The sequence below is a fragment of the Streptomyces spinosus genome (assembly GCF_020400655.1).
In the GTDB taxonomy this organism is placed as follows: Bacteria; Actinomycetota; Actinomycetes; order Streptomycetales; family Streptomycetaceae; genus Streptomyces; species Streptomyces argyrophylli.
The window spans coordinates 272,721-296,833 of the sequence record NZ_JAINRC010000003.1 but is presented as its reverse complement, the minus strand read 5'-3'; the positions used below and the strand labels follow the sequence as shown (position 1 = coordinate 296,833).

Genomic DNA, 24,113 nt, shown 5'->3' with positions numbered 1-24,113 from the left:
CTCGCCGGCGAGAGAACGACCCGGCAGACGAGTGGGCGATCCGCCTAACGATCCCTCCCGCACGCGTAGGCCAACGGCGAGACCAACTCCTCCGCGTCCGGCAGCCAACGGTTCGCCGGCGTCGGCCGGCAGGCCCACTGCACGGCCCCCCGGGACCCGAACCGCGTGGGCGGCGCCACCACGTACGCGCCCTCGCCCAGGCTCACCAGGTCCAGTGACGCCGGCGCCCAGCCGAGCTTCCGTACCAGCTCCGGCACCTTCGCGGTCGCACCGGGCAGGACGAAGAACTGCATGCGCCGGTCCGGAGTCAGCGTGACCGGACCGAGCGTCAGCTCCATGCGCTCCATACGGGCGAGCGCCAGGAATCCCGCGCTCTCCGGGACGGACAGCGCGTCGAAGGTCCGTCCCGTCGGCAGCAGGATCGCCGCGGCCGGCTGCTGCTGCCACATCCGGTGCACGACGGTCGCACTGCCGGACGCCTGGGTCGCCCAGTCGGGGCGCGCGGGGTGCGCACCCGGCGCAGGGCAGGAGGCGTCGCCGCACGAGCAGCGCTGCCGGCCGTCGACGGCTTCCAGCCAGGTGCCCGGGAACACGTCCCAGTGCCGCTCCTCGGCGTAGCGTACGGCGGTCTCCAGCAGCGATTCCCCTCGCTGCTTCGGGATGTGACCGGCCGTCTGAGTGTCTTGGGCGCCCGCGATCGTCTTTTCCACGTTCCACTCAACTCCCGCGCCCACCTGGAGTTACGGCCGTGACGCGCGCGGGGGAGGAGCACCGGTCCGGCAGTCGGGGCGCATGGGTGCATGGCCGGGGGCGCGCGGGAGGGGGCGGGGCGTGAGATGGGTAGCCAGGGAGGGGGGCAACCGCTTTTACCCCGGCAAACCGCACATGTCACGCATTGACGGTATGTCAGCTGGGCAGTGATCTTCCGGCCGGAACTTTGTGCTCCGGAGGATCGCAACACGCTCCAGGGGATCGCGACACAGGGGGTAGCACATGGCCGCAAGGCCTCTCGTGGCCAGGCAGCCGAACGAACGGCTGCAGGCACTCATCCAGGAAGCGGGGTGCTCGAACGCCGGGCTGGCCCGGCGGGTCAACATGTGCGGCGCCGAGCACGGCCTCGACCTGCGCTACGACAAGACGTCCGTGGCCCGCTGGCTGCGCGGCCAGCAGCCGCGCGGCAGGGCGCCGGCGATCATCGCCGAGGCGCTCGGGCGCAAGCTCGGCCGTACGGTCACGATCGACGAGATCGGCATGGCCAACGGCAAGAACCTCGCCTCGGGGGTCGGTCTCCAGTTCTCGCCGACGGTACTGGGGGCCATCGAGCAGGTCTGCGAGCTGTGGCGCAGCGACGTGGGGCGCCGGGACTTCCTGTCCGGCTCCTCCGTCGCCGCCTCCGCGCTGGTCGAGCCGAGCCGCGACTGGCTGATCTCGGCGCCGGACCCGCAGGTGGCCCGGCAGGCGGGCCCGCGCGTGGGCCAGTCCGACGTGGCGGCCGTACGGTCCATGACCCGGGCGCTGGTGGACCTCGACCACCAGTACGGCAGCGGACACGTGCGCCCGGTCGTCGTGCACTACCTCAACAGCGTCGTCTCCGGGCTGCTCGCGGGCTCCTACCGGGAGGCGGTCGGCCGGGAACTCTTCGCCGCCGTGGCCCGGTTGACGGAGCTGGCCGGGTACATGGCCGTCGACACCGGGCAACCGGGCCTCGCCCAGCGGTACTACATCCAGGCGCTGCGGCTCGCGCAGGCCGCCGGGGACCGCGGGTACGGCGGCTACGTGCTCGCCGCGTCCATGAGCCACCTCGCCGCGCAGCTCGGGAACCCGCGGGAGATCGCCCAGTTGGCGCGGGCGGCGCAGGAGGGGACGCGCGGGCAGGTCACCCCGCGTGTGGAGGCGATGTTCCACGCCGCCGAGGCGCGCGGGCACGCCCTGCTGGGAGACGCGCGCGCGGCACAGGCGGCCGGCGGGCGGGCGGTCACGGCGATGGAGGGGGCGGACGGCGCCGCCGGGGACGACCCGGTGTGGATCGCGCACTTCGACGAGGCCTACCTGGCCGACGAGTTGGCTCACTGCCACCGCGACCTCGGGCAGGCCGACCAGGCCGCGCGGTACGCCGAGCAGTCGCTGGCCGGGCACCCGGAGTCCCGGGCCCGCCGGCGCGCCATCGGCTATGTGCTGCTCGCCACGGCCCAGGTGCAGCAGCGCGAGATCGAGCAGGCCTGCGCCACGGGCATGAAGGCGGTGGAGCTGCTGGAGACGCTCCGCTCCAACCGGGGCGCCGAGTACCTGGACGACCTCCAGCAGCGGCTGGAGCCCTTCCGGGAGGAGGCGGTGGTACGGGAGTTCGGGGCGCGCCTCGACCTCCAGCAGGCCGCGTGAACACCGGACCCGCCGGCGCGTGAACGAGCGGGAAACGGCACCCGGGTGTGCGCCGGGTGCCGTGAACGGCGCATCGCGGTGCGGTGGTGTTACCGCCGTCACAGGGAGGAGGTCGCGAACGGCGCTGCGTGGCACGGGGCTCGGGGGAGCCGGTAGCGTGAGCCGACGATTCACAAGGTCCCCCATTAGTAGGAGTCCCGGTGACGCAGAGTGGACAGGGCGAGGAGCCCGCGGCGCGGACCGCGCGCGAAGGCATCGTGCTGCCCTCCGACGGAGGAGAGCCCCTGCTGCCGGGGATGACCGGGACGCCCGCCCCCGCCCCCGCCCACCCGGCCGGCGGACAGGCCTGGAACGGTTCCTGGGGCCCCGGGCAGCAGACGCCCCAGTCGGACCAGGGCTGGCCCCCGGCGGCCTCGCAGTGGGACACCCCCGCCGACGCCGGCCGGCGGCCCCCGGCGGCCGCGAACCCCGGCCCGCTGCCCCCGGAGGGCGCCCCGGCCCCGTCGTACGGCGGCCAGGCCCCGGGCTACGGCGGCCCGACGGCTTCCTACGGCGGTCAGGAGCCCGGGTACGGCGGCGGTCAGTCCGGCACCGGTGCCTACGGCGCGCCCCAGCAGCCCGCCTACGGCGCGCCCGACCCGTACCAGCAGCACGCGCAGCAGCAGCCGTACCCGGCGCAGTCCGTGCCGGGACAGGCCCCCGCGGCGCCGCAGCCGTCCGCGTACCCGGCCGCGGGTGCCCCGCTGCCCCCGAGCGCGGACGGCGCGACCCAGTACCTGCCGCCGGTGCCCGCCGGCCCCGCCGCGCCCGGCGACGAGGGCGCCACCCAGTACATACCGCCCGTGCAGGCGGACGGCGCCACCCAGTACATACCGCCGGTCCCCGCCGGGGGCGGCGTTCACGAGGCGGCCACCCAGTACATGCCGCCGGTCACGCCCGGCGCGCTGCCGCCGGAGTCGGCCGGTGAGGACACCCGCTACCCCGGCCAGGCGCCCCGGCAGGCGGCACCCGCGCCCTCGGACGCGGAGGCCACGCAGTACATCCCGCCGTACGCCGCCCAGGCTCAGGCGCAGGGGGCGGACCGGCAGCCGCCCGCCGAGTTCGACAACCTCTTCCGCGGCCCCGGGGGCGGCGACAGCCCGGCCGGGTCCACCCAGCAGCTGCCCCGGGTGCAGCAGCCGGACGCCTATCCCGGCCCGGCGCAGTCGTCGTACCGCCCGGCGCAGCCGTCGTACGACGCGGGTCACGACGACGGCGGGCGGCGCCGGGGCCGGTCGCGGGTGCCGCTGATCGCCGCGGTCGGCGTCGGCATCGTCGTGCTCGGCGTCGGCGCCGGCGCGCTGCTCAGCGGCGGGGGTGACGACAAGGACCAGGGCGGGGACGGCAAGACGGTCGCCGCCACCTCCCCGGCCGCCCAGGACTCCGCCTCGCCCGCCGCCGACCCCGCCCGGCAGCAGGCCGTCGAGCTGGACAAGCTGCTCGCGGACAGCGGCAGCAGCCGGGCCTCGGTGATCCAGGCGGTGGCGGACGTCAAGCAGTGCGACAACCTCGACCAGGCCGCCTCCAGCCTGCGGGACGCGGCCCGGCAGCGTGGCCAACTGGTCACGCGGCTCGGCAGGCTGTCCGTGGACAAGCTGCCCGGCAACGCCGATCTGACGGCCGCGCTGACGAAGGCGTGGCAGGCGTCCGCCGCTGCCGACAACCACTACGCGGCCTGGGCGGAGCAGGCCAAGGGGCACAAGGTCTGCCGCAAGGGACACGCGCGCACCACCGGCGAGACGCAGGCCGGCAACCGGGAGAGCGGTACCGCCAGCGCGCAGAAGACGAAGGCGGCGGCGCTGTGGAACGCGATCGCGGGCAAGTACGGCCTGACCCAGCGCCAGCCGACCCAGCTGTGACCGCGGGCCGTCACGGCACGTCGGCGTGCTCCAGGGTCGCGGTCATGTCGGCGACCCCGTGGGCGCCGCCGATGCCCTTGCGGGCCGCGACCAGCTTGCCGCCCTGCACGACCTGGAGGGTGACGTCGGCGTTGACCAGCCGCGGGAAGCCGACCGCGGCCAGCTTGCTCTCGTAGGGCCAGTGCAGGGTCGGGGTGAGGCCGCCGGTGGAGACCCGCAGGCCGTCGTTGAGGGTGCGCCGCACGGTGTCGGCGCTCACCTCGCCGTCGCCGATCCTCTCCAGGACGGCCTTGAGGACGGTGTAGGCGATCCACGTGGTCTGCACACCGGCGTCCGCGGGGTCGATGCGGTTGTCGCCGAAGGCCTCCTCGTTGATCACCTTCTTCATCGGGTCCCAGCGGGGGTCGGAGGCGACCGGGTACCAGCCGGTGATGTACGCCCCCTCGTACGGGCCCGACGCCCCGCCGCTCGCGTTGATCACGGTCTGGTCGACGCTGCCCAGCACGGTCGCCGTGCGCACGGCCGGGAAGTTCTCGCGGGCCCGCCGGAAGGAGTCCATGAAGGTGTCCGTGCGGTCCCCGAGCGCGGGCACCACACAGCCCTTCCTCGTGGCGCCCTTGGTCGCGTAGCGCAGCGCCTGCTCGGCCTGGCCGCCGTACTCGGTGGCGTCGTCGGCGGCGAGCTGGTCGCCGGCCTCCGCGTGGCCGCCCGCCTTGAGGCCGGCGTCGAGCATCGCGGGCAGCTGGTCGCCGGCGATGCTGTCCGGGCGGACCAGGGCGACGTTGCCGCAGCTCTCCGCGAGCGCCCTGCCGAGCCCGGCCAGGAGGGCGGGCTGGCCGCCGTTGACCGGGTAGGACATGCCGCCGGTGAACTCGTCGTTGGTGACGCCGTAGCCGCCGATGTAGGGGATGCCTGCGCCCTCCAGCGGGGCGAGGTAGGAGTCGCCGAACTGGCTGTAGGAGCCGACGACCGCGACCACGTCCTCGGTCGCCGCGCGCCGGGCGCACTTCGCGGCGCCCACGCCGTCGTTGTGGTCGTTGCAGGTCAGCACCTCGAGCCTGCGGCCGTTGATGCCACCGTGGGAGTTGATCCACTTGGCGTAGGCGCGGGCCATCGCGGGCATGCCGGGCTTGTTGGTCGCGTCGGTGTCCTGCGGCGCCCAGGTCATCACCTTCACGGGGTCGTCCCCGGAGCCCCCCGTGGCACCGGGGATGACCCCGCACGCGGCGGTGAGCGACGCACAGAGGGCCACCGCGCCCGCCGCGAGGGCGGTGGCTCTGACGGGGCGGGGAAGGACGGGGGGAGTACTGCGCGTGCGTCGCCTGCCGGTCATGCACCCGCACGATTCCCTCACAGTACTAACCCGGGAGTGACCCTTGGTCAACGAAGGGTGACAGGGAGGTGAATTACGGGGGCCGGTCGGGCCTGCGCGGCGGGGAACGTACGATCGATGACCGTGCAAGGTTCGGAGAACTCTTCCCGTCGCGGCCGTCGCTCCTCCACCATGGGCGGCATGCCCTTGAACGACATGCCGTGGTGGCGCTGGCGCAGCAATGTCCGTTCGGCGCTGCACATGCTCTCCGACCCGGTGTTCCAGCGGGACGTCTGGCTGGCCGGCGTGGACGGCTACGGTGACGTCACGGACGCCGTGTACCGGCTGGTGGAGGACACCTGGCTGGACAGCTGGTCGGCCGAGAAGTACGTCGGCACCATATTCCGGGACTCGCAGGAGGCGGCGCTCGTCGACACCGCCGTGCTGCGGGTGCTGCGGATCATGCACCAGGTCGGCCCGGACGCGCCGGTCGCCGCCTATGTGGAGCACTCCGGCTGGCCGGACGCGGTGCGGGCGGCCCGGGACGCGCACGTGCGGATGTCGGTGAGCGACGGGGAGGACCCGGACACACCGCCGAAGAGCCTGGACGTGCTGCGGATCCTGACGAGGTCCTGACGGGGTCCGCGTGGCGGACGGCCGCCCCCTGGCGGACGGCCGGTGTGGGACCCTGTGGTGCATGACCGATCAGTCCACCCCTTCCGCCGCCGCGCCGGCCGACCAGTACGTCCTCACGCTCTCCTGCCCGGACAAAAAGGGCATCGTGCACGCCGTGTCCAGTTACCTGTTCATGACCGGCTGCAACATCGAGGACAGCCAGCAGTTCGGCGACCACGACACGGGACTGTTCTTCATGCGGGTCCACTTCTCGGCCGAGGCTCCGGTGACGGTGGACAAGCTGCGGGCGAGCTTCGCCGCGATCGGTGACTCCTTCCACATGGACTGGCAGATCCACCGGGCCGACCAGAAGATGCGCATCCTGCTGATGGTCAGCAAGTTCGGGCACTGCCTGAACGACCTGCTGTTCCGGGCCCGGATCGGCGCGCTGCCGGTGGAGATCGTGGGGGTGGTGTCCAATCACACCGACTTCGAAGAGCTGGTGGGGTCCTACAACATCCCCTTCCACCACATCCCGGTGACCAAGGACACCAAGTCGGATGCCGAGGCCAGGCTGCTGGAGATCGTCCGCGAGGAGAAGGTCGAGCTGGTCGTCCTCGCCCGCTACATGCAGGTCCTCTCCGACGACCTGTGCAAGCAGCTCAGCGGCCGGATCATCAACATCCACCACTCCTTCCTGCCGAGCTTCAAGGGCGCGAAGCCGTACCACCAGGCGCACGCGCGGGGTGTGAAGCTGATCGGCGCGACGGCGCACTACGTCACCGCGGACCTGGACGAGGGGCCGATCATCGAGCAGGAGGTCGAGCGGGTCGGTCACGGCGTGACGCCGGACCAGCTGGTCGCCATCGGCCGGGACGTGGAGTGCCAGGCGCTGGCGCGGGCCGTGAAGTGGCACGCGGAGCGGAGGATCCTGCTCAACGGGCGCCGGACGGTGGTGTTCGCCTAGCCGCAGCCGCGCAGCCGCAGCCGCGCCCGGTCCCGGCCCCTACATCCGGCTCAGCGACGCGACCGCGAACAGGACGTCCTTGATCGCCTCCCGGTCGCCGACCTGACCGGCCGCGGCTTCCGCCGGAGGCACGTGCCCCGCCGCCAGCTTGCAGAACTCGACGCCGTCCAGCGCCACGTGGGCCACCTCGAAGTCGGCGGAGCCCACCGCCGCCGGTGAGTCGAGGGGGATCAGCCACTCGCCGCCGGCCGCACCCTCGATTTCCAGGCGCAGGCTGCGGCCGGGCGCGCCGGCCGGGACCAGGTGCGGGGTCCGGCGGCCCGGCGCGGACAGTCCCGCCCGGCGGCGCGCCGCGAGCACCGTCGGCAGCAGACGGGCCGCGAGGTCGATCATCCGGTTGAGGTGGCGCGGCGCGGGTGGCGCGTACGGATAGTCCACCGCCTCGGCGATGTCCTCGGCGTGCACCCAGCACTCGAAGGCGCGGTCCAGCATCGCGTCGTGCAACGGCAGCGCGAAGTCGCCGTACGGCACCGTGAGCCCGCCCGCGTGGCCGCCGGTGAACGACACGGTCCGCACCAGGCTGTGGCTCTGCTCCCGCCACGGCCCCCGCACGGAGCGCGTCGGCGGGAAGTGCGAGGCCCGCCAGAACGCCTCCGTACGGCCCGCCGGGCCCACGGCGTCCTTGCCGGCGTCGGCGACCTCGGCCAGCGGGTCCTCCAGGCCGAGCGCCGTCGCGATCAGCCCGTCCACCGACAGCAGGTGCGCGATCACCCCGGCGACGGTCGTACGACGGCTCGTCGGTGCGTCGGCCTCGAACCAGCGCAGTCGCACCGGCGCGTGCCACTCGGCGTCCCCGAAGTCCTGGAGCAGCGCGTCCAGCCGCGCGGTCTCGGCGTCGTACGCCGCCGCCCAGTCGGGCACCGGGATGCGCGGCGGTCGGCGGTTCAGGCAGGCGGCCAGGACGCGGGTGCGCAGCGCCGGGTTCAGGTCCAGGCTCTCCGGCTGGTGCAGCAGGCCGACGGCCTCGCGCAGCCGGCGGGCCTCGTCGGCGCAGGGACCGCAGCCGCCCAGGTGCTCCTCGACGGCCGCCGTCTCCGCGGCCGAGCAGGCGGCCAGCGCCCAGGCGCCGAGCAGCGACTTCAGGACGTCGTGCGACAGGTCGAGCGGCACGGGTTCGCGGTCTTTCGGATCGGCGAGGTCGGGCAGCGGGAGCCCGCTGTCCTCCACGGACGCGCGGGGCGTGGGTATCCGGGGCGCCCGGGCGGGCCCGGACCCGCCGGCACCGCGCGGCACGTCCCCCGAGCCGCCGCGCCCGCCGGAACTCCCGGTACGGGAACCCTCGGTTCCGGTACCACGCCCGTCGTCCCCGAAGTCGTGCCCGCCCAAGTCGCCCTCCCCCCGCGGCCGTTGCCCGCGTGCGTCACCGCCGTGGGCTGCCTCTTCTCCCCCGCGGCCCGCATGCTCGCCGTACTCGCCGTACCCGTCGTGCGCCCCGGAGCCGCCCGTCCCCGTCACACCGCACCCCGGTATCCCGGCGGTGTGCCGGTGTCGTGGGCGGTGGACAGGAGCTGGAGGCCGAGGCGGAGCCGGCGCCGGGCCTCGTCCTCGGTGACGCCGAGGTCGGCCGCGGTCTGGCGGTAGTCGCGGCGCTGGAAGTAGGCCAGGTCGAGGGCGGCGCGCAGCGGGGCCGGCATGGAGTGCGCGATGTAGTCGGCGCGGGCGGCGACCGAGGCGCGGCGGACCTCGCTCTCCAGTTCCTCGCGCCGGGGCTGCTCCGGCTCCTCCCGGTCGCGCAGCCGCTGCACGGCGACCCGCTGGGTGACGGCGGCGATCCAGGAGCGCAGGGGGCCCTGCTGGGGGTCGTAGGTCTCGGGGTGTTCCCAGACGTGGGCGAAGACCTCGCGGGTGACGGCGTCGGCGTCCTGCTCGTCGGAGAGGACGCGGTGGGCGAGGCTGTGCACGAGGGAGGCGAAGCGGTCGTACACCTCGCCGAGGGCGGCCGCCTCACCGCGCGCGAGCCGCTGCTGCATCTTGCGGTCCCAGCGGGGCGGTACGTCCTTCCTGGCCATGCGGTCCCCTCCCCTCGCCCTGTCCGGCCCGTCCAGCCTGTCGGTCCTGCCCTCTCGAATGTAGTCGGCACGCCTGACGGCGCACGCCCCTTTGTGTCAATGTGCGCCCCTGGGAGGGCCGCAGGTGATAGTGCCCCCTTCACACATCCTTCACACAAGATGCGTGCGCCTTTGATCGAACAGGATCGATAGTGACCGAAACAAGTCCCTAGCCGATCGACTGCCGTTTGCCGCATCACGTTTCAGGGAACGGCCGCTGGGCAGCTGCGCGACAAGAAACGTAGGAACTGCTTCCGTTTCCGGGCGGTTCCGGGGGATCCGGCGAGCGGAGGGCAGGGCCGTGGCATTCAGCGTGACCGGCGTCGAACAGGGCGAGTGGGCCGTCCTCCGGGTGTCCGGGGAACTGGACCTGATGACCTCGCCGGTGCTGCGCCAGCGGGTGCACGACATCGTCGCCGACGGACACCACAGCCTCGTCGTGGACCTCTCCGACGTGTTCTTCTGCGACTCCAGCGGGGTCGGCGTCCTCGTCGCCGCCCGCCGGCTGATCCGCTCCTGCCAGGGCCGGCTGCGGCTGATCCTGCCGGACCGGGGGGCCGAGGACGGCTCGCACGTCAACCGTGTGCTCGGCGCGCTCGGCGTGCGCCGCCTCTTCGACGTCCACGCCGACGTCGACTCCGCGACCACGGACGAGGCCGGGCCGCTCTCCGCCTGAACGGCCGTCACGGCATCGCGACAGGGCCACACCGTTGTCGCGGAATTCCCCCGGTCTTGGCACAACCGCCGGTTTCCCGCCGTCCGCCGGCCGTCCGCGTCGTACGCTCCCTGCCAGGTCACCCCCGCCCACGGGCAGGACCACCCGTACGACCCCCACCTAAGGCGGCCCGAACAGACATGGTCAGCACCGAGTACGAGCGCAGGATCGCCGCCCGGTTCGCCACCTTCGACCAGGACGGCAACGGCTACATCGACCGGGAGGACTTCAACGCGGCGGCCAAGGCGCTGCTCGCCGAGTTCGCCGTACCCGCCCGCTCCGACAAGGGGCAGGCGCTGTACGCCGGCGCGGAGGCGTTCTGGCAGGGCATGGCCGGCATCGCCGACCGCGACGGCGACCAGCGCGTCAGCCGTGAGGAGTTCGTGGGCGGCGCGGTCAAGCGGCTGCGCGACAACCCCGACCGCTTCGCCGAGATCGCCCGCCCCTTCCTGCACGCGGCCCTCGCGGTGGCCGACACGGACGGCGACGGCCGGATCGGCGCGGCCGACGCCGCGCGCGTGCTGCGCGTGTTCCGCGTCCCGCAGGAGGCCGCCCGCCAGGCCGCCGCCGCTCTCGACGCCGCCGGCGACGGCAGGATCGGCGAGGCGGAGGTCGTCCCGGCGTTCGCACGCTACTTCACGGTCCCCGAGTAGCGGGGACCCACGGCACGGTCCGGGCGCGGTCGACCGGACCGCCCTCCCGCGCGCGGGAAGGACACGGCCTCCGCCGGCGCCGGTCCGGGGGTGCCCGGCCGCCGTTCGGCCGCCGCGCAGCCTTGCGGTGAGCGTCGGTGTGCGAGCCGGCCGTGCGACACGCCCGGACGCGAGAACCATGCGGACGGTCCGCCGGTGCCTTCCAGGGCCCCCCAATACCTGTGCGCGGACCGGCTGGTGCGGGCCGAGACCGCACGCGGCGCCGTCTGCGGCGCCGCCGTCACGGCCGGTCCCGCCGGCATCGCCGCCGCCCGGCTGCCCGCCGACGAGGCCGCCGTACGCGGGACCGCCGACTGCCTCCGGGCGCACGACGGCACGGTGTTCACCTCGGAGACCGACGCGCGCCTGCGCCTGGAACGGGCCTGGGTGCGGGCGCGGCGCGCCGGGGGGAGCGCCCGGTGCGAGGAGCTGCTCGCCGCAGCGCCGGACCCCTGAGCCGCCGGCGGCGTTGCGGGCCGCCGCACCCGGAAAGCCATGGCCAACGATGTCGCGGATCGTGGCCTGTCGGCGTCACGGAGCGTCGATATCGGGTTGTGTCCTTCACGCGACTCGTCACGGCCCGGAGTCGGGTGTCCGCTCGGGTACCTTGTGTGGGATGCGAGTGGCTGCGCGGACGAGCCGGGCCGGCGGTGCCCCTGGGGCGATGCCGGGTCGCGCGGTGTGCGCCGCAGCTCACGGGGCGGTCAGGCCCGTCGCCCCCGTCTGTTCGACTCCCCGGCACGAGCGTCGCACAGTATGCCCCAGGCGTACTCCTTCGCGCGGGAATATGCCCGAAGCGCTTGTTGGGGTGACTGTACGTCAACCATGCTGTCTCGCAAGGGAGTCACGGTCCGTGACCCTTGCTCTGGCCGTTGTTCTGGCCATGCAGAAAATGGCTAGGATCGTGGCCCTCGTGATCGCCGCCGCGGCTGGGACCGCGGAGCGTGGTCGGCGTGGGGTCATGGATCCGCCGGTTCGGATGGTGTGAGCGGTGCAGGTGCTTCAAGTGCAGCTGGAGATCCGGCCCGACCCCGCGGAGGTGGGGCGGGCGAGGAGGTGGGCCCGCTCGCGGCTCGCGGGATCGGGGATAACGGCCGACGAGCCGCTGGCCGAGACCCTGATCCTGCTCGTCTCCGAGCTGGTGACCAACGCCGTGGTGCACACCGGCCGGCCGGCCGTGCTGCGGCTCTGCCTGCCGGGTGCGGCGGACGAGAAGGGCGCGTCGGCCCCGGTGCGGGTCGAGGTGACCGACCGCAGTTCGCGCGCGCCCGTGCCCCGCTGCGCCGACGACGACGCCACCGGCGGCCGGGGCCTGGCCCTCGTGGACTGTCTTGCCGACCGCTGGGGCTGGAGCCCCGAGGACGCCGGCAAGAGCGTCTGGTGCGAACTGGACCGCTGTTCCCAGTCGCGGCAGAGCGCCGCGGTGGCGTGCGGGGGCGGACTGTCCGCGTACGAGGATCTCGCCTTCGAGGCGGTGTAACGGGCCCGGAGCGGCGGTGCGCCGGGGCGGTGCACCCGTGCGCGGGTGCTGTGAGCGGGCTGCCGCAACACGGCCCCGTACCGGCGTTGACGTTCCCCGGGTGCCTGATCAGGCTGGGGTGCGTCGATCCGCCGCGAGGGGACGGCGAGGGCCCGAGGCGCGGTCCTCGCCGAGTGCGGGTCGCATCGGACGGCGGCGCGTGTGCGTGACGGTGGGGGGAAGGCACGCGCCGCCGACCGCGGTCGCACCGAACGCGCGCCGGCCGGTTTCTCCACAGGCTGTGGACAACTCTTCGGGATTCCGGTTCCGGTCCCGACACACCGGCCGCCGCCCCACCGGCACGGCACGGCACGGTCGATCCGGGCGGCGGCGCCGGCGGATGAAGCGGACGAGGGGCGGACATGCCGCACCTTGTCGATCCCGCCGAACTGCCGGCCCCCCGGCCCCCGGCCCCCGGCCGCCGGCCCCCGGCCCCCGGCCGCCGGTACGGCGCCTCGAGTCCCGGCGGCGCATCGTGCCCACGCCGAGCGGTGCTGACGGTCCGGTTTCACTGAGCCCCTGTCAGGGGAGGTCGGCCGAAGTTGTCCACAGGCTCGGGAAAAGGGGGCGGCGGTTGTCGGCGGCCGCCCCTACCGTCGAGACATGAGCTACCGCGATGTCGTCTCCCGGCGGGTCCTGACCTGGGCCCTGGTGGCCGTCGGCGCCCGCATGCCGGTGGCCATGGCCCCACTGGCCCTGGTCTTCCTGGTCCGCGAGCGTCCGGGCGGCTACTCCCTGGGCGCGGCCCTCGCCGCCGCCTACGTCATCGGCGAGATCACCGGCGCCCCCGTGCTCGGCATGCGCCTGGACCCCCGGCGGGCCCGCCCGCACCTGGCCGCCGGGCTCCTCGCGGGTGCCGCCGGATTCGCGGGCCTCGGCGCGTTCCCCGGCGCGCCCGCCGCGATACTCATGGCCTTCGCCTTCCTCGCCGGGGCCGGGCCCGCCGCCGCGCCCGGCGGCCTGCGCACCCTGCTGACCTCCCTGGTGCCGGCGCACGCGGCGGCCCAGGCGCTGTCCGCCGAGTCCGTGCTCACGTTCGGCATCTGGGCCGTCTCCCCGGCCACCGTCACGGGGCTCGCCCTCGGTGCCGACCCCCGCCTCCCGCCGCTGCTCGCCGCCGCCCTGATGGCGTCGTCCGCGGCGGGCCTGTGGTCGCTCCCGGCCGGCTGGGCGGCGGACGGACCCGACGGCCCCGCCGAACGGGGCGCCCGGGAGGGCGCGGGCGCGTCGAAGCCGCGCCTGCTGGCCCGCGCCTGGCCGGTGTACGTCACGGGCGCGGCCAGTCTGTCCCTGCTGGCCCTCGCCGAACTCGTCCTGCCCGCCCTGCTCGAACAGCGCGGCATCGGCGTCGGCTGGGCGGGCCCGCTGCTCACGGTGATGGCGGTGGCCTCAGCCGTCGGCGCCTTCCTGTACGGCCTGCGGTCCTGGCCGGGACTGCTGCGCACCCGCAGCGCGGTCCTGATGACCGGGATGTCGGCCGCGGTCGCCATGGTCGCCCTGATACCCGGCACCCCGGGCATCGCGGTGGCGCTGGCCGTGGCCGGGCTGTTCCAGTCCGGCGCGATGCTCACCCGGAACCTGTCCCTGCGCGAGGTGCTCCCGCCGGAGGTCCTGGCCGCCGGGTACTCGGTCATGTACGCGGCCGTGGGCGCCGGTTACGCGGCGACGGGCTCGCTCGCGGGCGCCCTGTTGCCGCACACCGCGCCCTCCACGGCGATCCTGGCCGGGGTGGTCCTCACCCTGCTGCTGACGGCGGTCGGCTGGTGGGGGGAGAGACGGGCCGGCCGGTCAGCGCCGGGTGCCGGCGGCCCCCTGCCGCTCGGCGCCGCCGGTGCGGAAGGCGCGCCGGTAGGCGGTGGGCGTGACCCCGAGGGTGGCCTGTAGGTGCTGGCGCATCGACTGGGCCGTGTTGAACCCCGACTCCCGGGCCACCTGGTCCATCGGCAGATCCGTGGACTCCAGCAGGTGCCGGGCGCGCTCCACGCGCTGCTGGGTGAGCCACTGGCCGGGGCTGATGCCGACCTCCTCGCGGAAGCGGCGGGTGAAGGTGCGTACCGACATGGCCTCCTGCTCGGCCAGGTCCCGCAGCTGGATCGGCTCGTGCAGCCGGCCCAGGGCCCAGGCGCGGGCCGCGGTCGTCGTGGCGACCTGCGGGTCGGGGAGCGGGCGGTGGATGTACTGGGCCTGGCCGCCGTCGCGGTGGGGCGGTACGACCGTGCGGCGGGCCACGTCGTTGGCGACGGCCGTGCCGAAGTCCCGGCGGACCATGTGCAGGCACAGGTCGATCCCGGCGGCGACCCCGGCGGAGGTCAGCACGTCCCCGTCGTCCACGAACAGCACGTCCGCGTCCACCTTGACCTTCGGGAACATGCGCTGGAAGCGTTCGGCGTCGGCCCAGTGCGTGGTCGCCGGACGTCCGTCGAGGTAACCGGCGGCGGCGAGGACGTAGACGCCGGTGCAGATGGAGGCCAGCCGGGTGCCGGGGCGGATGCGGGCGAGGGCGGCGGCCAGTTCGCCGGTGAGCCGTCCCTCGTCGTAGAGCGGGCCGAGTTCGTACGACGCCGGGACGATCACCGTGTCGGCCGTCGCCAGCGCCTCCGGGCCGTGCGCGACCTGCACGGCGAAGTCGGCGTCCGTCTCGACCGGGCCGGGCGGCCGGGCGGAGCAGGTCACGACCTCGTACAGGTGCCGGCCCCGGGCGTCCCGGGGGCGGCCGAAGATCCGGTGCGGGATGCCCAGTTCGAAGGGCAGCAGGCCGTCCAGGGCGAGGACGGCGACCCGGTGCGGCCGGAAGTCCTCTGCGACTGCGCTCGTCATGGCCCGATGATAGCGAAGGCTGTCCATCGGGCCACTCGATGGACGGGCGCGCGCACGGGAGGGTGGGGGACGTGACTCAGACAACCCCAGCCGCCGCTCCCGTCCAGGTCCCGCCGGTCCGGCGCGGCCGCGTGCACCGTGCCTGGTTCGTCGCCGCCGTCACGTTCGTCACGATCACCGGTGCGGCGGCCTTCCGATCCCTGCCCGGCCTGCTCATCGACCCGCTGCACCAGGAGTTCGGCTGGTCGCGCGGCACGATCGGCGCCGCAGTCTCCGTCAACCTCGCGCTCTACGGCCTCACCGCGCCCTTCGCCGCCGCGCTGATGGACCGTTTCGGCATCCGCCGGGTGGTGGCCGCGGCGCTGACCGTGATCGCCCTCGGCTCCGGCCTGACCGTGTGGATGACGGCGGCCTGGCAACTGCTGCTGTGCTGGGGCCTGCTGGTGGGGCTCGGCACCGGCTCCATGGCGCTGGCCTTCGCGGCGACGGTCACCAACCGCTGGTTCACCGAGCGGCGCGGTCTGGTCACCGGCATCCTCACCGCCGCCTCGGCCTCCGGCCAGCTGGTCTTCCTGCCGCTGCTGTCCTGGATAGTCGAGCGCCACGACTGGCGGCCCGCCGCGGTCACGGTCGCCCTGGCCGCGTCCGCCGTCGTCCCCTTCGTCTGGCTCCTGCTGCGCGACCACCCGGCCGACGCGGGCGTGGCGCCGTACGGGGCACGGGAGTTCGTGCCCAAGCCGGCACCCGTCACCGGCGCCGCCCGCCGCACGATCGGCGTGCTGTCCTCCTCCGTCCGCACGGGCACCTTCTGGCTGCTCGCCGGCACCTTCGCGATCTGCGGCGCCTCCACCAACGGCCTGGTCCAGACGCACTTCGTGCCCGCCGAGCACGACCACGGCATGCCCGTGACGACGGCGGCCTCGCTGCTCGCGGTGATCGGTGTGTTCGACGTCGTCGGCACCATCGCCTCCGGCTGGTTCACCGACCGCTTCGAACCGCGCCGCCTGCTCGCCGTCTACTACGCCCTGCGCGGCCTGTCCCTGCTCTTCCTGCCGATGCTGCTGGGCCCGGCCGTCCACCCGCCGATGCTCTTCTTCATCGTCTTCTACGGCCTCGACTGGGTCGCCACCGTCCCGCCCACCCTGGCCCTGTGCCGCGAGCAGTTCGGCGAGGACAGCGCCATCGTCTTCGGCTGGGTGCTCGCCTCCCACCAGGTCGGCGCGGCCGTCGTCGCCTACCTCGGCGGAGTCGCCCGGGACGTCTTCGGCTCCTACGACGTCGTCTGGTACGCCTCCGGCACGCTGTGCGCGGCGGCGGCCCTGATGGCGCTGGTCATCCGGCGCACCACACCGGCGGCCCGCACGCTCGCCCTGTCCTGAGCCGCCGACGGCCGGGCCCGGCCGCCGTCCGCCGAACTGAGTTGCCGTCAGAAAAAGCCCGCTACCGCGACGTTCGCCGGACCCGGGCCGGCCCCTTCGCGATCGCCTTCGCGATCCGCCCCGCGTCGATCGCCAGTTCACGGAGCATCCCGCTGAGGGGGTTGGTGAACCCGGTGAAGTACAGGCCGGGCGCCTGCGCGGGCGTACGGCCGCCGTGCACCACCGGTCTGCCGCGCCCGTCCAGTACCCCGAGGTGCCCCACCAGCCCCTCCAGCGCCCGCGCGTACCCGGTCGCCGCGATCACCGCGTCGGGCGAGATCCGGCTGCCGTCGGCCAGGATCACCTTGCCGTCCTCGAACGCCTCCACGGCCGCCACGATCTCCACCTTGCCCGTGCGCACGGCGTCGATCAGGCCGACGTCCTGGACCGGGATCGCGCCCTGCTTCACCCTGCTGTACAGGCCGGTGTCCGGGCGCGGCAGCCCGTGCGCGGACAGGTCCGGGGTGCTGAGCCGCCCCACCGGCCGGGCGAGCCGGTCCACGAGCCACACCGGCAGCCGCCGGACCAGCACGCCCGAGTACTGGGAGGCCCAGCCGAGCGTCGACCGGCGCAGGATGTGCGGCGCCGTGCGCACCGCCAGCCGTACCCGCGCGGCCCCGCCCTCCACCAGGTCCACGGCGATCTCCGCGCCCGTGTTGCCGATGCCGACGACGAGCACGTCACGGCCCCGGTACGGCCCGGCGTCGCGGTACTCGCCCGCGTGCAGGAACTCGCCGCCGTACGACTCACGGCCCGGCCAGTCGGGGATGCGCGGGGTGTGGTTGAAGCCGGTGGCGACGACCACCGCGCTGCCGGTCAGCTCCCGGCCGCCGGAGGCGTGCAGCAGCCATCCGGTGCCGTCCCCGCTCCGTTCGACGCGGTGCACCTCCACACCGGTGACGATCTCCAGCCGGTGGTGCTCGGCGTACTTCTCCAGGTAGCGGACCACGTCGTCCCGGGCGACCCAGCGGCCGAACCTGCGGGGGATGACGAGACCGGGCAGCGAGGACAGCCGCCGGGTGGTGTGCAGGTGCAGCCGGTCGTAGTGCCGGCGCCAGGAGGCGCCCACGCGGTCGGACTTCTCCAGGACCACGGCCCGCACGCCCCGTGCCCGCAGCGCGTACGCGGCGGCGAGACCCCCGGGACCGGCGCCGATCACATAGACCGGGCGGTCGGCGGGGGTCGGCGACGGGGGGACGGGGGAGGGACGGGAGACGGCCATGAGCGGGAGCGTAATCACACACCCGGTTGATGGGTCTCGGTCAAGACCGGAATTGGTTGCGGATTGATCACGGGTGTCCCGGCAGGAGAGGTGGTCGTCGAGGCCGGCCGCCGGATCCACCGGCGCTTCGAGCACATCGGGTTCGTTCGGGCCCCCGGGCGCGGGGACGCCCGGTACGCGGCGGACCGGGACGGCAGCTCCCTGGGGACGGCCTTCTCCACTGCCTCGCCGGCTCGGCCGCCCCTACGGCCACAGCAGCGCCCTGCTCCAGCCGAACCCGGTGCTGCGGTACTCCAGGCGCACGTGCCGCCGTTCCGCGTCCCCCTGGAAGAACTCCACCGTCTCCGGGCGCAGCCGGTACAGGGTCCAGGTCGGCGACGGCTCGGCGGGGTTCTCCCGGGCCCGCTGCCAGGCCGCGTCCGAGGCCCGCCGCAGCTCCTCCACGGAGGACAGCTCCTCGCTCTGCCGGCCGGTCAGTGCGGCGGCCAGCGCGCCGGTGGACCGCGCGTGCAGATCGGCCTGGCCCTCCTCGGCCGGCGCCGGCGTCACCGGCCCGCGCACCCGCACCTGGCGGCCGAGCGCCGGCCAGTAGAAGGCGAGGGCGGCGTACGGCCGGGCGCTCAGCGCGCGGCCCTTGCGGCTCGTGGCATGGGTGGCGAAGGACCAGCCGTCCGCGTCGGCGCCGTGCAGCATCACGATCCGCACGTCCGGCCTGCCCTCCTCGTCCACGGTCGCCAGCGACATGGTGTGCGGCTCCGGCTGCCCCGCCGCGACGGCCTCCGCGAACCAGTTCGTGAACAGGGTCAGCGGGGTGGGCGGGGCGGTGTCCGGGTCGAAGGGCCGCAGCTCGGTCACCTGGGCGTCCCAGACCCGCAGCGACCGGAGCAGCTCGTGTAGATCGTGCTGTGCCATGGGGCGAGTATCACCCGGGCCGGCCCGCGGCCCCGGACGGCGCGGGCCGGTGGCCCCACTCCCGTCCCGGCACCACGGTCCCCGGGGACCGGCACCCCCGGCCCCGTAGGCCGCGCCCGGCCGGGGCAGGCCGCCGTCCCGGCGCCGCACCTGCCGAAGGGCCTCACCTGTTCGGGCAGCCGGCACGCGTGTCCCCCCCCGTCCCGGGACAGCACGACTAGAGCGTCGCCAGCCGTTCCACCAGCAGCAGCGCGCCGATGCCCAGCATCGCCGCGCCGGACGTGCGCGTCACGGCCCGGGCCGCCGCCGGGCGGGCCCTGAGGAGGGTGCGGGCGAGGGCGCCGACGGCGAGGTAGACGGCCGCGCAGCAGGCCATGTGGAGGAGGCCGAGGACCGCCGTCTGCGCGGGCACGGGGAGGTGGGCGCCCCGGAGGGCGAGGAACTGGGGGAGCACGGAGAGGTAGAGCAGCAGGCCCTTGGGGTTCAGGCCGCTGATCGTCGCGCCGCGCAGGAAGAGGCGGCCGTCGGGCGTCGCCGTGGTGTCGGCGTCCGGCACCGACGGGCGGCGCAGGACGCCCCACCCCAGCCACAGCAGGTAGCCCGCGCCGGCCACCGTCAGGGCCGTCAGCAGCCGTGGCGAGCCCGCCACCAGCACCGCCAGGCCCGCCGCCGCCAGGGCGGTGTGCAGGGCGTAACCGCAGACCAGGCCCGCCACCGCGCGCGTCACCGGGCCGCCGCGCAGGGCGGTCGCGATGACGTACGCCCAGTCGGCGCCCGGTACGCACACCAGCAGCAGGTCCACGACGAGGAAGGAGAAGAGCAGCCCTGAGTCCATACCGGGGACATTAGGCGCGAAAGTCCCGAAAGTGTTCCCGAAGTTTGCCCATGATCGCGCACTCTGCGCAAATATCTTCTTCATGGACGACGTGGACCGGAAAATACTTGCCGAGCTGCAACAGGACGGGCGGCTGACCGTGACCGAGCTGGCGGCCCGGGTGCGGCTCAGCGTCTCGCCCTGCCACCGGCGGCTGCGCGAGCTGGAGCGGTCCGGTGCCATCCAGGGATACCGGGCGATGGTGGACCCGGCCTCGCTCGGCCTGAACTTCGAGGCGCTGGTCTTCGTCTCCATGCGCCAGGAGGACCGGGACACGGTCGCCGAGTTCGAGCGGGCGGTCGGTGAGCTGGAGCATGTGCTGGACGCCCAGCGGCTGTTCGGCGAACCGGACTACCTGCTCCGGGTGGCCACCGCCGACCTCGCCGCCTTCCAGCGGCTGTACGACGAGCGGCTGGCGACGCTGCCGGGGGTGCAGCGGCTGACGTCGACGCTCGTGATGAAGCACGTGGTGCGGGACCGGCCGTTGCCGGCATAGACGGCAGGCGGTGGTTCACCGTGTGAACCACCGCCTGCCAGACAGGACTTGGACCCCGACAACGGGTGCGAGAGTTATTTGGAAGGCTTCCTGCCCGTCACGCCCAGGTGCACCAGCAGCGCGACGTTGGGCTTGAGTTCGGCCGGCTTCACGCCCCAGGAGGAGAAGCCCTTCTGGTGGGACGCCACCGCCGCGAGCATCGCGACCAGCGAACCGGCCACCGCGGCCGGGTTCACGTCCTTGTCGACCCGGCCCTTGGACTGGAGCTCCGCGATGGAGTCCGCGAGGGAGTTGTTGACCGAGTTCAGGATCTTCATGCGGATCTTGTAGAACCGTTTGTCCCCCTCGGCCGCACCGAGGTCGACCACCCGCAGGATCGCGTCGTGCTTGCGCCAGAACTCCAGGAACCCGTCCACGAGTTCCTGCGCCGTCAGCCAGCCCGACTTGCCGGTCCAGGTGCGCCCCTCGAGCAGTTCGGTCAGTCCCGCGCCCTCGGCCGCCATCTGCTCGGCGATCTCCAGGACGGCACCTTCGACGTCCGGGAAGTACTGGTAGAAGGTCGCGGGCGAAGTGCCCGCCTTCCGGGCGACATCGATGACCTTGACGTCCCGGTACGGGGAGGAGCTGAGCATCTCGCTGAGGCAGTCGAGCAGCTTCTGCCGGGTCGCCTGCCCACGCCGGCCGGCCACGCGGCCGTCGACGGTACGCACTTGTCCTGTCATGTCGTCAGCTTACCGAGGGGTGATGGGAGCGCGATTCGGCCGACTGCAAATGGGGTGCAGGGGGGAAATGGGGATGGTGTGCCTGGTCTGCGCGGTGCGCGCGGCCCGGTTACTTTGACGACATGGCCGAAAACAGGGCATCCGCGAACGAAGACACCTACGGGGAGGGCGTCCCCTGCTGGGTCGACGCCCAGCTGCCCGACGTCGAGGCGGGCAAGCGGTTCTACGGTGATCTTTTCGGGTGGACCTTCGAGGAGGCGCACGGCTCCTCCGTGTGGGCCCTGCTGGACGGCGACCCCGTCGCCTCGCTGGCCCCCAAGACGGACGGCCGCATGCCCACGGTCTGGACCGTCTCCTTCGCCACCTCGGACGCCGGGGCCCTCGGCCGGCGGATCACGGCGGCCGGCGGGCAGGTGGTCATGGCCCCGTTCCCGGTGGGCGACCTGGGCGTCGCCGCCCTGGCCGCCGACCCCGAGGGCGCGGTCTTCGGCCTGTGGCAGCCCGGCACCCATCGCGGCTTCGGGCGGCGGCGCGAGCCGAACACCTTCGTCTGGGCCGAGCTGTACACCCGGGACACCGCCGCGGCCAACACCTTCTACGGCGGTCTCTTCCACGACGCCCTGTTCGGCACCGACGCCGAGCCCGACTTCGGCCGCGCGGAGGTCACCGACGTCTTCCCGGCCGAGATGCCCCCGCACTTCCTCGTCCACTTCCGGGTCGCGGAGCTGGCGGACGCCCTCGGGGCGGTGCACCGGCTCGGCGGACGGGTGCAGGCGCCGCCCTTCGGGACGTCGTACGGAGTGGTGGCCGTCGTCACCGACAATCAAGGGGCGTCGTTCGCACTGCTCCAGCGCTGACGCATCCGCTTTGGGATGCTTCAGCGTGAGACACCCTGATTGTCGCCGGGTTCGCAACCAGCCGCCCGGCCAGGAAGAATCAGGGTGCGTGCCGCCATGGCGGTGCGGTGGTGAGACGCTGCACTTCGGCCGCGTGCATATGGAGAGTGGCGCGGCTCGTACGGGGAGGTGGCAGGCAGTGGTGGATCAGCTGACGCAGCACGATCCGCGGCGGATCGGGCCGTTCGAGGTGCTGGGCCGGCTGGGCGCCGGCGGCATGGGGCTGGTCTATCTCGCGCGCTCGGCGTCCGGCCGGCGCGTGGCGATCAAGACGGTGCGCACCGAGCTGGCCGAGGACCAGCTCTTCCGCGTCCGCTTCACCCGCGAGGTGGAGGCGGCCCGCGCGGTCTCCGGTTTCTACACCGCCGCCGTGGTCGACGCCGACCCCCGTGCCGCGGTGCCCTGGCTGGCCACCGCCTACGTCCCCGCGCCCTCGCTCGAGGAGATAGTGAACGAGTGCGGGCCGCTCCCGGCCCAGGCCGTGCGCTGGCTCGCGGCCGGGGTGGCGGAGGCCCTCCAGTCCATCCACGGCGCCGGGCTGGTCCACCGCGACCTCAAGCCGTCCAACGTGCTCGTGGTCGAGGACGGTCCCCGGGTGATCGACTTCGGTATCGCCTCCGGCGTCTCGAACACCCGTCTGACGATGACGAACGTCGCCGTCGGCACCCCCGCCTACATGTCCCCGGAGCAGGCCAAGGACTCCCGCAGCGTCACCGGCGCCAGCGACGTCTTCTCCCTCGGCTCCATGCTGGTCTTCGCGGCCACCGGTCACCCGCCCTTCCACGGCGCCAACCCGGTCGAGACCGTGTTCATGCTGCTCCGCGAGGGCCCGGACCTCACCGGCCTGCCGGACGAGCTGCGTCCGCTGATCGAGGTCTGCATGCAGATGGAGGCCACCGCCCGCCCCACCCCGGCCGATCTCCAGGCCCAGCTCGCCCCGCACCTCTTCGGCTCCGGGTCCGACGACAGCGGCACCGCCTCCGCCTGGCTGCCGGAGAAGGCGGTCGCCCTCATCGAGGCCCGCCGCGGCGGACGCCCCGCCGCCAAGCCCGCCCCGGCCCCGACCGGCGGCCCGCGCAGCGGCGGCCGGCAGGCCGTGCCCCCGCCCCCGCCGTACGACCCGCCGGTCCCGGCGCCCGTGAGCGCCGCGGTCTCCGTCCCGGCCGGCGCCCCCGACACCGGCCCGGTCCGGCTGGCCGGCGCCCAGGTGCCCATCGGCCCCGGCCCGCGGGTCGCCGACGCCCGCGCCGCCGCCGTCAAGGCGCCGCCGCCCGAGGCCGGCCTGGTGGCCAGCTGGTCGCGGCCCCGCCCCGGCGTGGCCGGCGCCGACCCCGCCGTACCGCCCGTGCCGCCGCAGCCCCCGGAGACGGCGGCGGGCTGGCGCCCCTGGCGGTTCCGCATGTCCAACGACGTGTGGGGCACCCCCTCCGTCGACGGAGACCTCGTCTACGTCACCTCCTTCGAGGTGCACGCCCTGGACGTGGCCACCGGCCGCCGCCGCTTCAAGACCCGGGACGTCGCCTGGTCTATGGCGGTCGCGGACGGCCGTATCCACGCCTCCGACGGCCCCACCCTGTTCGCCTTGGACGCCCGCGAGGGCACCGACCTGTGGCGGCTGTCCACGGACGCTTGGGTGTACTCCCTCAAGGCCGACCGCGGCACCGTCGTCACCGGCACCCGCGGCGGCGGTGTCCAGGCGTGGGAGGCGGCTAGCGGACAGAAGCTGTGGGAGATCACCGGCTGCCAGACCGACTTCGAGTCCCCGGAGGCGGGCGCGGTCGTGCACGACGGCACGGTCTACGTCTGGCAGGACGCCCGGCTGCGCGCCCTGGAGGCCCGCACCGGCGAGGAGCGCTGGTCGTACCCGATCGGTGACGCGGCCTCCTGCGGCGGCGTCCCGGTCCGCCTGACCCCCGCCCCCGACGGCTGCGTCTACGTCTCCGCCGGCACCCGCGTGCTCGCCGTCGAGGCGGTGAGCGGCCGGGTCCGCTGGCACTTCGAGGCCCCGGCGGTCTTCCTGAGCCCGCCGGCCTTCGCCCCGGGCCCGGCCGTCACCGGCGGCGGCATCTACCTCGCCGACTACCTCGGCACGGTCTACGCCCTCGACGCCGCCGACGGCCGCGACCGCTGGCGCATCGCCACCGAGGCCCGCTCCTCCGTCGAGCCGGTCCTGGTGGCCGCCGGGCACGTGCACGTCGGCAGCGGCAAGGGCCTGTACACCCTGGACGCGGTCACCGGCACCCCCAAGTGGCGCTTCCAGGCGGGCGGCGACGTCGTGGGCGCGCCCGCGGTGGCGGAGGGCCGCATCCATTTCGGCTCCACCGACCACCTTCTCTACACCCTGAAGGCCGACGACGGACGCCTGCGCTGGAAGCTCGCGACCGGCGGCGAGATCACCGGCTCCCCGGTGGTCAAGGACGGCGTGGTGTACGCGTGCAGCAAGGACCGGTGCGTGTACGCGCTGGACGCGGAGAAGGGCACGGGCACCGCGCGGACCGCGTGAGCCGCGCGACGGCCGTCGTACCGGCTCTGCACGGAAGGGCTCCGGACG

The 24,113-nt window shown here is 74.2% G+C and carries 22 protein-coding genes; 13 read left to right on the top strand and 9 right to left on the bottom strand.

Annotation, left to right across the window (positions count from 1 at the left end; translation table 11 throughout):
* Positions 1-44: 44 nt before the first annotated feature.
* Positions 45-710, bottom strand: coding sequence for a bifunctional DNA primase/polymerase (locus LG395_RS08245; RefSeq protein WP_171155291.1), 666 nt, complete (start codon positions 708-710; stop codon positions 45-47).
* A 283-nt stretch (positions 711-993) separates the two neighbouring features.
* On the opposite strand from LG395_RS08245, the gene LG395_RS08240 reads away from it, so the two are divergent.
* Together LG395_RS08240 and LG395_RS08235 are read left to right on the top strand one after the other, a co-directional pair.
* Positions 994-2,379 carry an NsdA family TPR-like regulatory protein gene (locus LG395_RS08240; RefSeq protein WP_171155292.1) on the top strand — a complete coding sequence of 462 codons (1,386 nt, stop codon included), beginning with the start codon at positions 994-996 and terminating at the stop codon, positions 2,377-2,379.
* A gap of 200 nt (positions 2,380-2,579) precedes the next feature.
* A complete protein-coding gene (locus LG395_RS08235) occupies positions 2,580-4,277 on the top strand; it encodes a hypothetical protein (RefSeq protein WP_171155293.1) in 1,698 nt (565 codons plus the stop codon).
* A gap of 10 nt (positions 4,278-4,287) precedes the next feature.
* Here the strand turns inward: LG395_RS08235 and LG395_RS08230 are convergent, their stop codons facing one another.
* Positions 4,288-5,610 (bottom strand): ABC transporter substrate-binding protein, encoded by a 1,323-nt coding sequence (locus tag LG395_RS08230; protein WP_225808944.1) that lies wholly within the window; start codon positions 5,608-5,610, stop codon positions 4,288-4,290.
* A gap of 117 nt (positions 5,611-5,727) precedes the next feature.
* On the opposite strand from LG395_RS08230, the gene LG395_RS08225 reads away from it, so the two are divergent.
* Complete coding sequence (locus tag LG395_RS08225; protein ID WP_171155297.1) at positions 5,728-6,225, top strand: SCO4402 family protein; 498 nt, start codon at positions 5,728-5,730, stop codon at positions 6,223-6,225.
* 61 nt (positions 6,226-6,286) lie between these two features.
* Positions 6,287-7,171 (top strand): formyltetrahydrofolate deformylase, encoded by an 885-nt coding sequence (purU, locus tag LG395_RS08220; protein WP_225808943.1) that lies wholly within the window; start codon positions 6,287-6,289, stop codon positions 7,169-7,171.
* 39 nt (positions 7,172-7,210) lie between these two features.
* Here purU and LG395_RS08215 read toward each other — a convergent pair whose 3' ends face one another.
* Positions 7,211-8,398, bottom strand: a complete 1,188-nt coding sequence (locus tag LG395_RS08215) for a zf-HC2 domain-containing protein (protein ID WP_372463216.1) — start codon at positions 8,396-8,398, stop codon at positions 7,211-7,213.
* A 284-nt stretch (positions 8,399-8,682) separates the two neighbouring features.
* Entirely contained in the window at positions 8,683-9,240 is a 558-nt protein-coding gene (locus tag LG395_RS08210; protein ID WP_171155303.1) for a sigma-70 family RNA polymerase sigma factor, read from the bottom strand.
* Between the two features lie 340 nt (positions 9,241-9,580).
* On the opposite strand from LG395_RS08210, the gene LG395_RS08205 reads away from it, so the two are divergent.
* The 5 genes from LG395_RS08205 (at position 9,581) to LG395_RS08185 (ending at position 14,089) form a co-directional block, all read left to right on the top strand.
* Positions 9,581-9,955 carry an STAS domain-containing protein gene (locus tag LG395_RS08205; protein ID WP_171155305.1) on the top strand — a complete coding sequence of 125 codons (375 nt, stop codon included), beginning with the start codon at positions 9,581-9,583 and terminating at the stop codon, positions 9,953-9,955.
* Positions 9,956-10,134: 179 nt separating this feature from the next.
* Positions 10,135-10,647: an EF-hand domain-containing protein gene (locus tag LG395_RS08200; RefSeq protein WP_171155307.1), complete on the top strand. Its 513-nt coding sequence runs from the start codon at positions 10,135-10,137 to the stop codon at positions 10,645-10,647.
* Between the two features lie 195 nt (positions 10,648-10,842).
* The gene (locus tag LG395_RS08195) at positions 10,843-11,142 is read left to right on the top strand and encodes a hypothetical protein (protein ID WP_225808942.1); all 300 of its coding nucleotides are present in this window, start codon (positions 10,843-10,845) and stop codon (positions 11,140-11,142) included.
* A 550-nt stretch (positions 11,143-11,692) separates the two neighbouring features.
* Entirely contained in the window at positions 11,693-12,166 is a 474-nt protein-coding gene (locus tag LG395_RS08190; RefSeq protein ID WP_225809050.1) for an ATP-binding protein, read from the top strand.
* A gap of 642 nt (positions 12,167-12,808) precedes the next feature.
* Positions 12,809-14,089, top strand: a complete 1,281-nt coding sequence (locus LG395_RS08185) for an MFS transporter (protein ID WP_225808941.1) — start codon at positions 12,809-12,811, stop codon at positions 14,087-14,089.
* On the opposite strand, the gene LG395_RS08180 is transcribed toward LG395_RS08185, so the two are convergent.
* Positions 13,994-15,022, bottom strand: a complete 1,029-nt coding sequence (locus LG395_RS08180; protein ID WP_225808940.1) for a GlxA family transcriptional regulator — start codon at positions 15,020-15,022, stop codon at positions 13,994-13,996. The genes LG395_RS08185 and LG395_RS08180 overlap by 96 nt on opposite strands.
* Before the next feature lie 71 nt (positions 15,023-15,093).
* Between LG395_RS08180 and LG395_RS08175 the strand changes: the two genes are divergently transcribed.
* Entirely contained in the window at positions 15,094-16,401 is a 1,308-nt protein-coding gene (locus tag LG395_RS08175; protein ID WP_225808939.1) for an MFS transporter, read from the top strand.
* A 61-nt stretch (positions 16,402-16,462) separates the two neighbouring features.
* Here the strand turns inward: LG395_RS08175 and LG395_RS08170 are convergent, their stop codons facing one another.
* The 3 genes from LG395_RS08170 to LG395_RS08160 form a co-directional block, all read right to left on the bottom strand.
* On the bottom strand, positions 16,463-17,662 hold the full coding sequence (locus LG395_RS08170) for a flavin-containing monooxygenase (protein ID WP_225808938.1): 1,200 nt from the start codon (positions 17,660-17,662) through the stop codon (positions 16,463-16,465).
* Between the two features lie 243 nt (positions 17,663-17,905).
* Positions 17,906-18,574, bottom strand: a complete 669-nt coding sequence (locus LG395_RS08165; RefSeq protein ID WP_171155317.1) for a pyridoxine/pyridoxamine 5'-phosphate oxidase — start codon at positions 18,572-18,574, stop codon at positions 17,906-17,908.
* A 217-nt stretch (positions 18,575-18,791) separates the two neighbouring features.
* Complete coding sequence (locus tag LG395_RS08160; protein WP_225808937.1) at positions 18,792-19,409, bottom strand: LysE family translocator; 618 nt, start codon at positions 19,407-19,409, stop codon at positions 18,792-18,794.
* A gap of 82 nt (positions 19,410-19,491) precedes the next feature.
* Here LG395_RS08160 and LG395_RS08155 point away from each other — a divergent pair, with 82 nt between their 5' ends.
* Positions 19,492-19,944: an Lrp/AsnC family transcriptional regulator gene (locus tag LG395_RS08155; RefSeq protein WP_132785335.1), complete on the top strand. Its 453-nt coding sequence runs from the start codon at positions 19,492-19,494 to the stop codon at positions 19,942-19,944.
* Positions 19,945-20,018: 74 nt separating this feature from the next.
* Here LG395_RS08155 and LG395_RS08150 read toward each other — a convergent pair whose 3' ends face one another.
* Entirely contained in the window at positions 20,019-20,666 is a 648-nt protein-coding gene (locus tag LG395_RS08150) for a TetR family transcriptional regulator (RefSeq protein WP_171155321.1), read from the bottom strand.
* 122 nt (positions 20,667-20,788) lie between these two features.
* Here LG395_RS08150 and kbpA point away from each other — a divergent pair, with 122 nt between their 5' ends.
* Together kbpA and afsK are read left to right on the top strand one after the other, a co-directional pair.
* Entirely contained in the window at positions 20,789-21,523 is a 735-nt protein-coding gene (gene kbpA, locus LG395_RS08145; protein ID WP_171155322.1) for an AfsK-binding protein KbpA, read from the top strand.
* A 178-nt stretch (positions 21,524-21,701) separates the two neighbouring features.
* Positions 21,702-24,065 carry a protein serine/threonine kinase AfsK gene (afsK, locus tag LG395_RS08140; protein WP_171155324.1) on the top strand — a complete coding sequence of 788 codons (2,364 nt, stop codon included), beginning with the start codon at positions 21,702-21,704 and terminating at the stop codon, positions 24,063-24,065.
* Positions 24,066-24,113 lie beyond the last annotated feature (48 nt).

Bases quoted from the DNA above. Each gene is read 5' to 3' on its own strand.
- LG395_RS08240 (WP_171155292.1), top strand. From the start codon at position 994: ATGGCCGCAAGGCCTCTCGTGGCCAGGCAGCCGAACGAACGGCTGCAG.
- LG395_RS08230 (WP_225808944.1), bottom strand. From the start codon at position 5,610: ATGACCGGCAGGCGACGCACGCGCAGTACTCCCCCCGTCCTTCCCCGC.
- LG395_RS08225 (WP_171155297.1), top strand. From the start codon at position 5,728: ATGACCGTGCAAGGTTCGGAGAACTCTTCCCGTCGCGGCCGTCGCTCC.
- purU (WP_225808943.1), top strand. From the start codon at position 6,287: ATGACCGATCAGTCCACCCCTTCCGCCGCCGCGCCGGCCGACCAGTAC.
- LG395_RS08210 (WP_171155303.1), bottom strand. From the start codon at position 9,240: ATGGCCAGGAAGGACGTACCGCCCCGCTGGGACCGCAAGATGCAGCAG.
- LG395_RS08200 (WP_171155307.1), top strand. From the start codon at position 10,135: ATGGTCAGCACCGAGTACGAGCGCAGGATCGCCGCCCGGTTCGCCACC.
- LG395_RS08185 (WP_225808941.1), top strand. From the start codon at position 12,809: ATGAGCTACCGCGATGTCGTCTCCCGGCGGGTCCTGACCTGGGCCCTG.
- LG395_RS08180 (WP_225808940.1), bottom strand. From the start codon at position 15,022: ATGACGAGCGCAGTCGCAGAGGACTTCCGGCCGCACCGGGTCGCCGTC.
- LG395_RS08170 (WP_225808938.1), bottom strand. From the start codon at position 17,662: ATGGCCGTCTCCCGTCCCTCCCCCGTCCCCCCGTCGCCGACCCCCGCC.
- LG395_RS08165 (WP_171155317.1), bottom strand. From the start codon at position 18,574: ATGGCACAGCACGATCTACACGAGCTGCTCCGGTCGCTGCGGGTCTGG.
- LG395_RS08160 (WP_225808937.1), bottom strand. From the start codon at position 19,409: ATGGACTCAGGGCTGCTCTTCTCCTTCCTCGTCGTGGACCTGCTGCTG.
- LG395_RS08155 (WP_132785335.1), top strand. From the start codon at position 19,492: ATGGACGACGTGGACCGGAAAATACTTGCCGAGCTGCAACAGGACGGG.
- LG395_RS08150 (WP_171155321.1), bottom strand. From the start codon at position 20,666: ATGACAGGACAAGTGCGTACCGTCGACGGCCGCGTGGCCGGCCGGCGT.
- kbpA (WP_171155322.1), top strand. From the start codon at position 20,789: ATGGCCGAAAACAGGGCATCCGCGAACGAAGACACCTACGGGGAGGGC.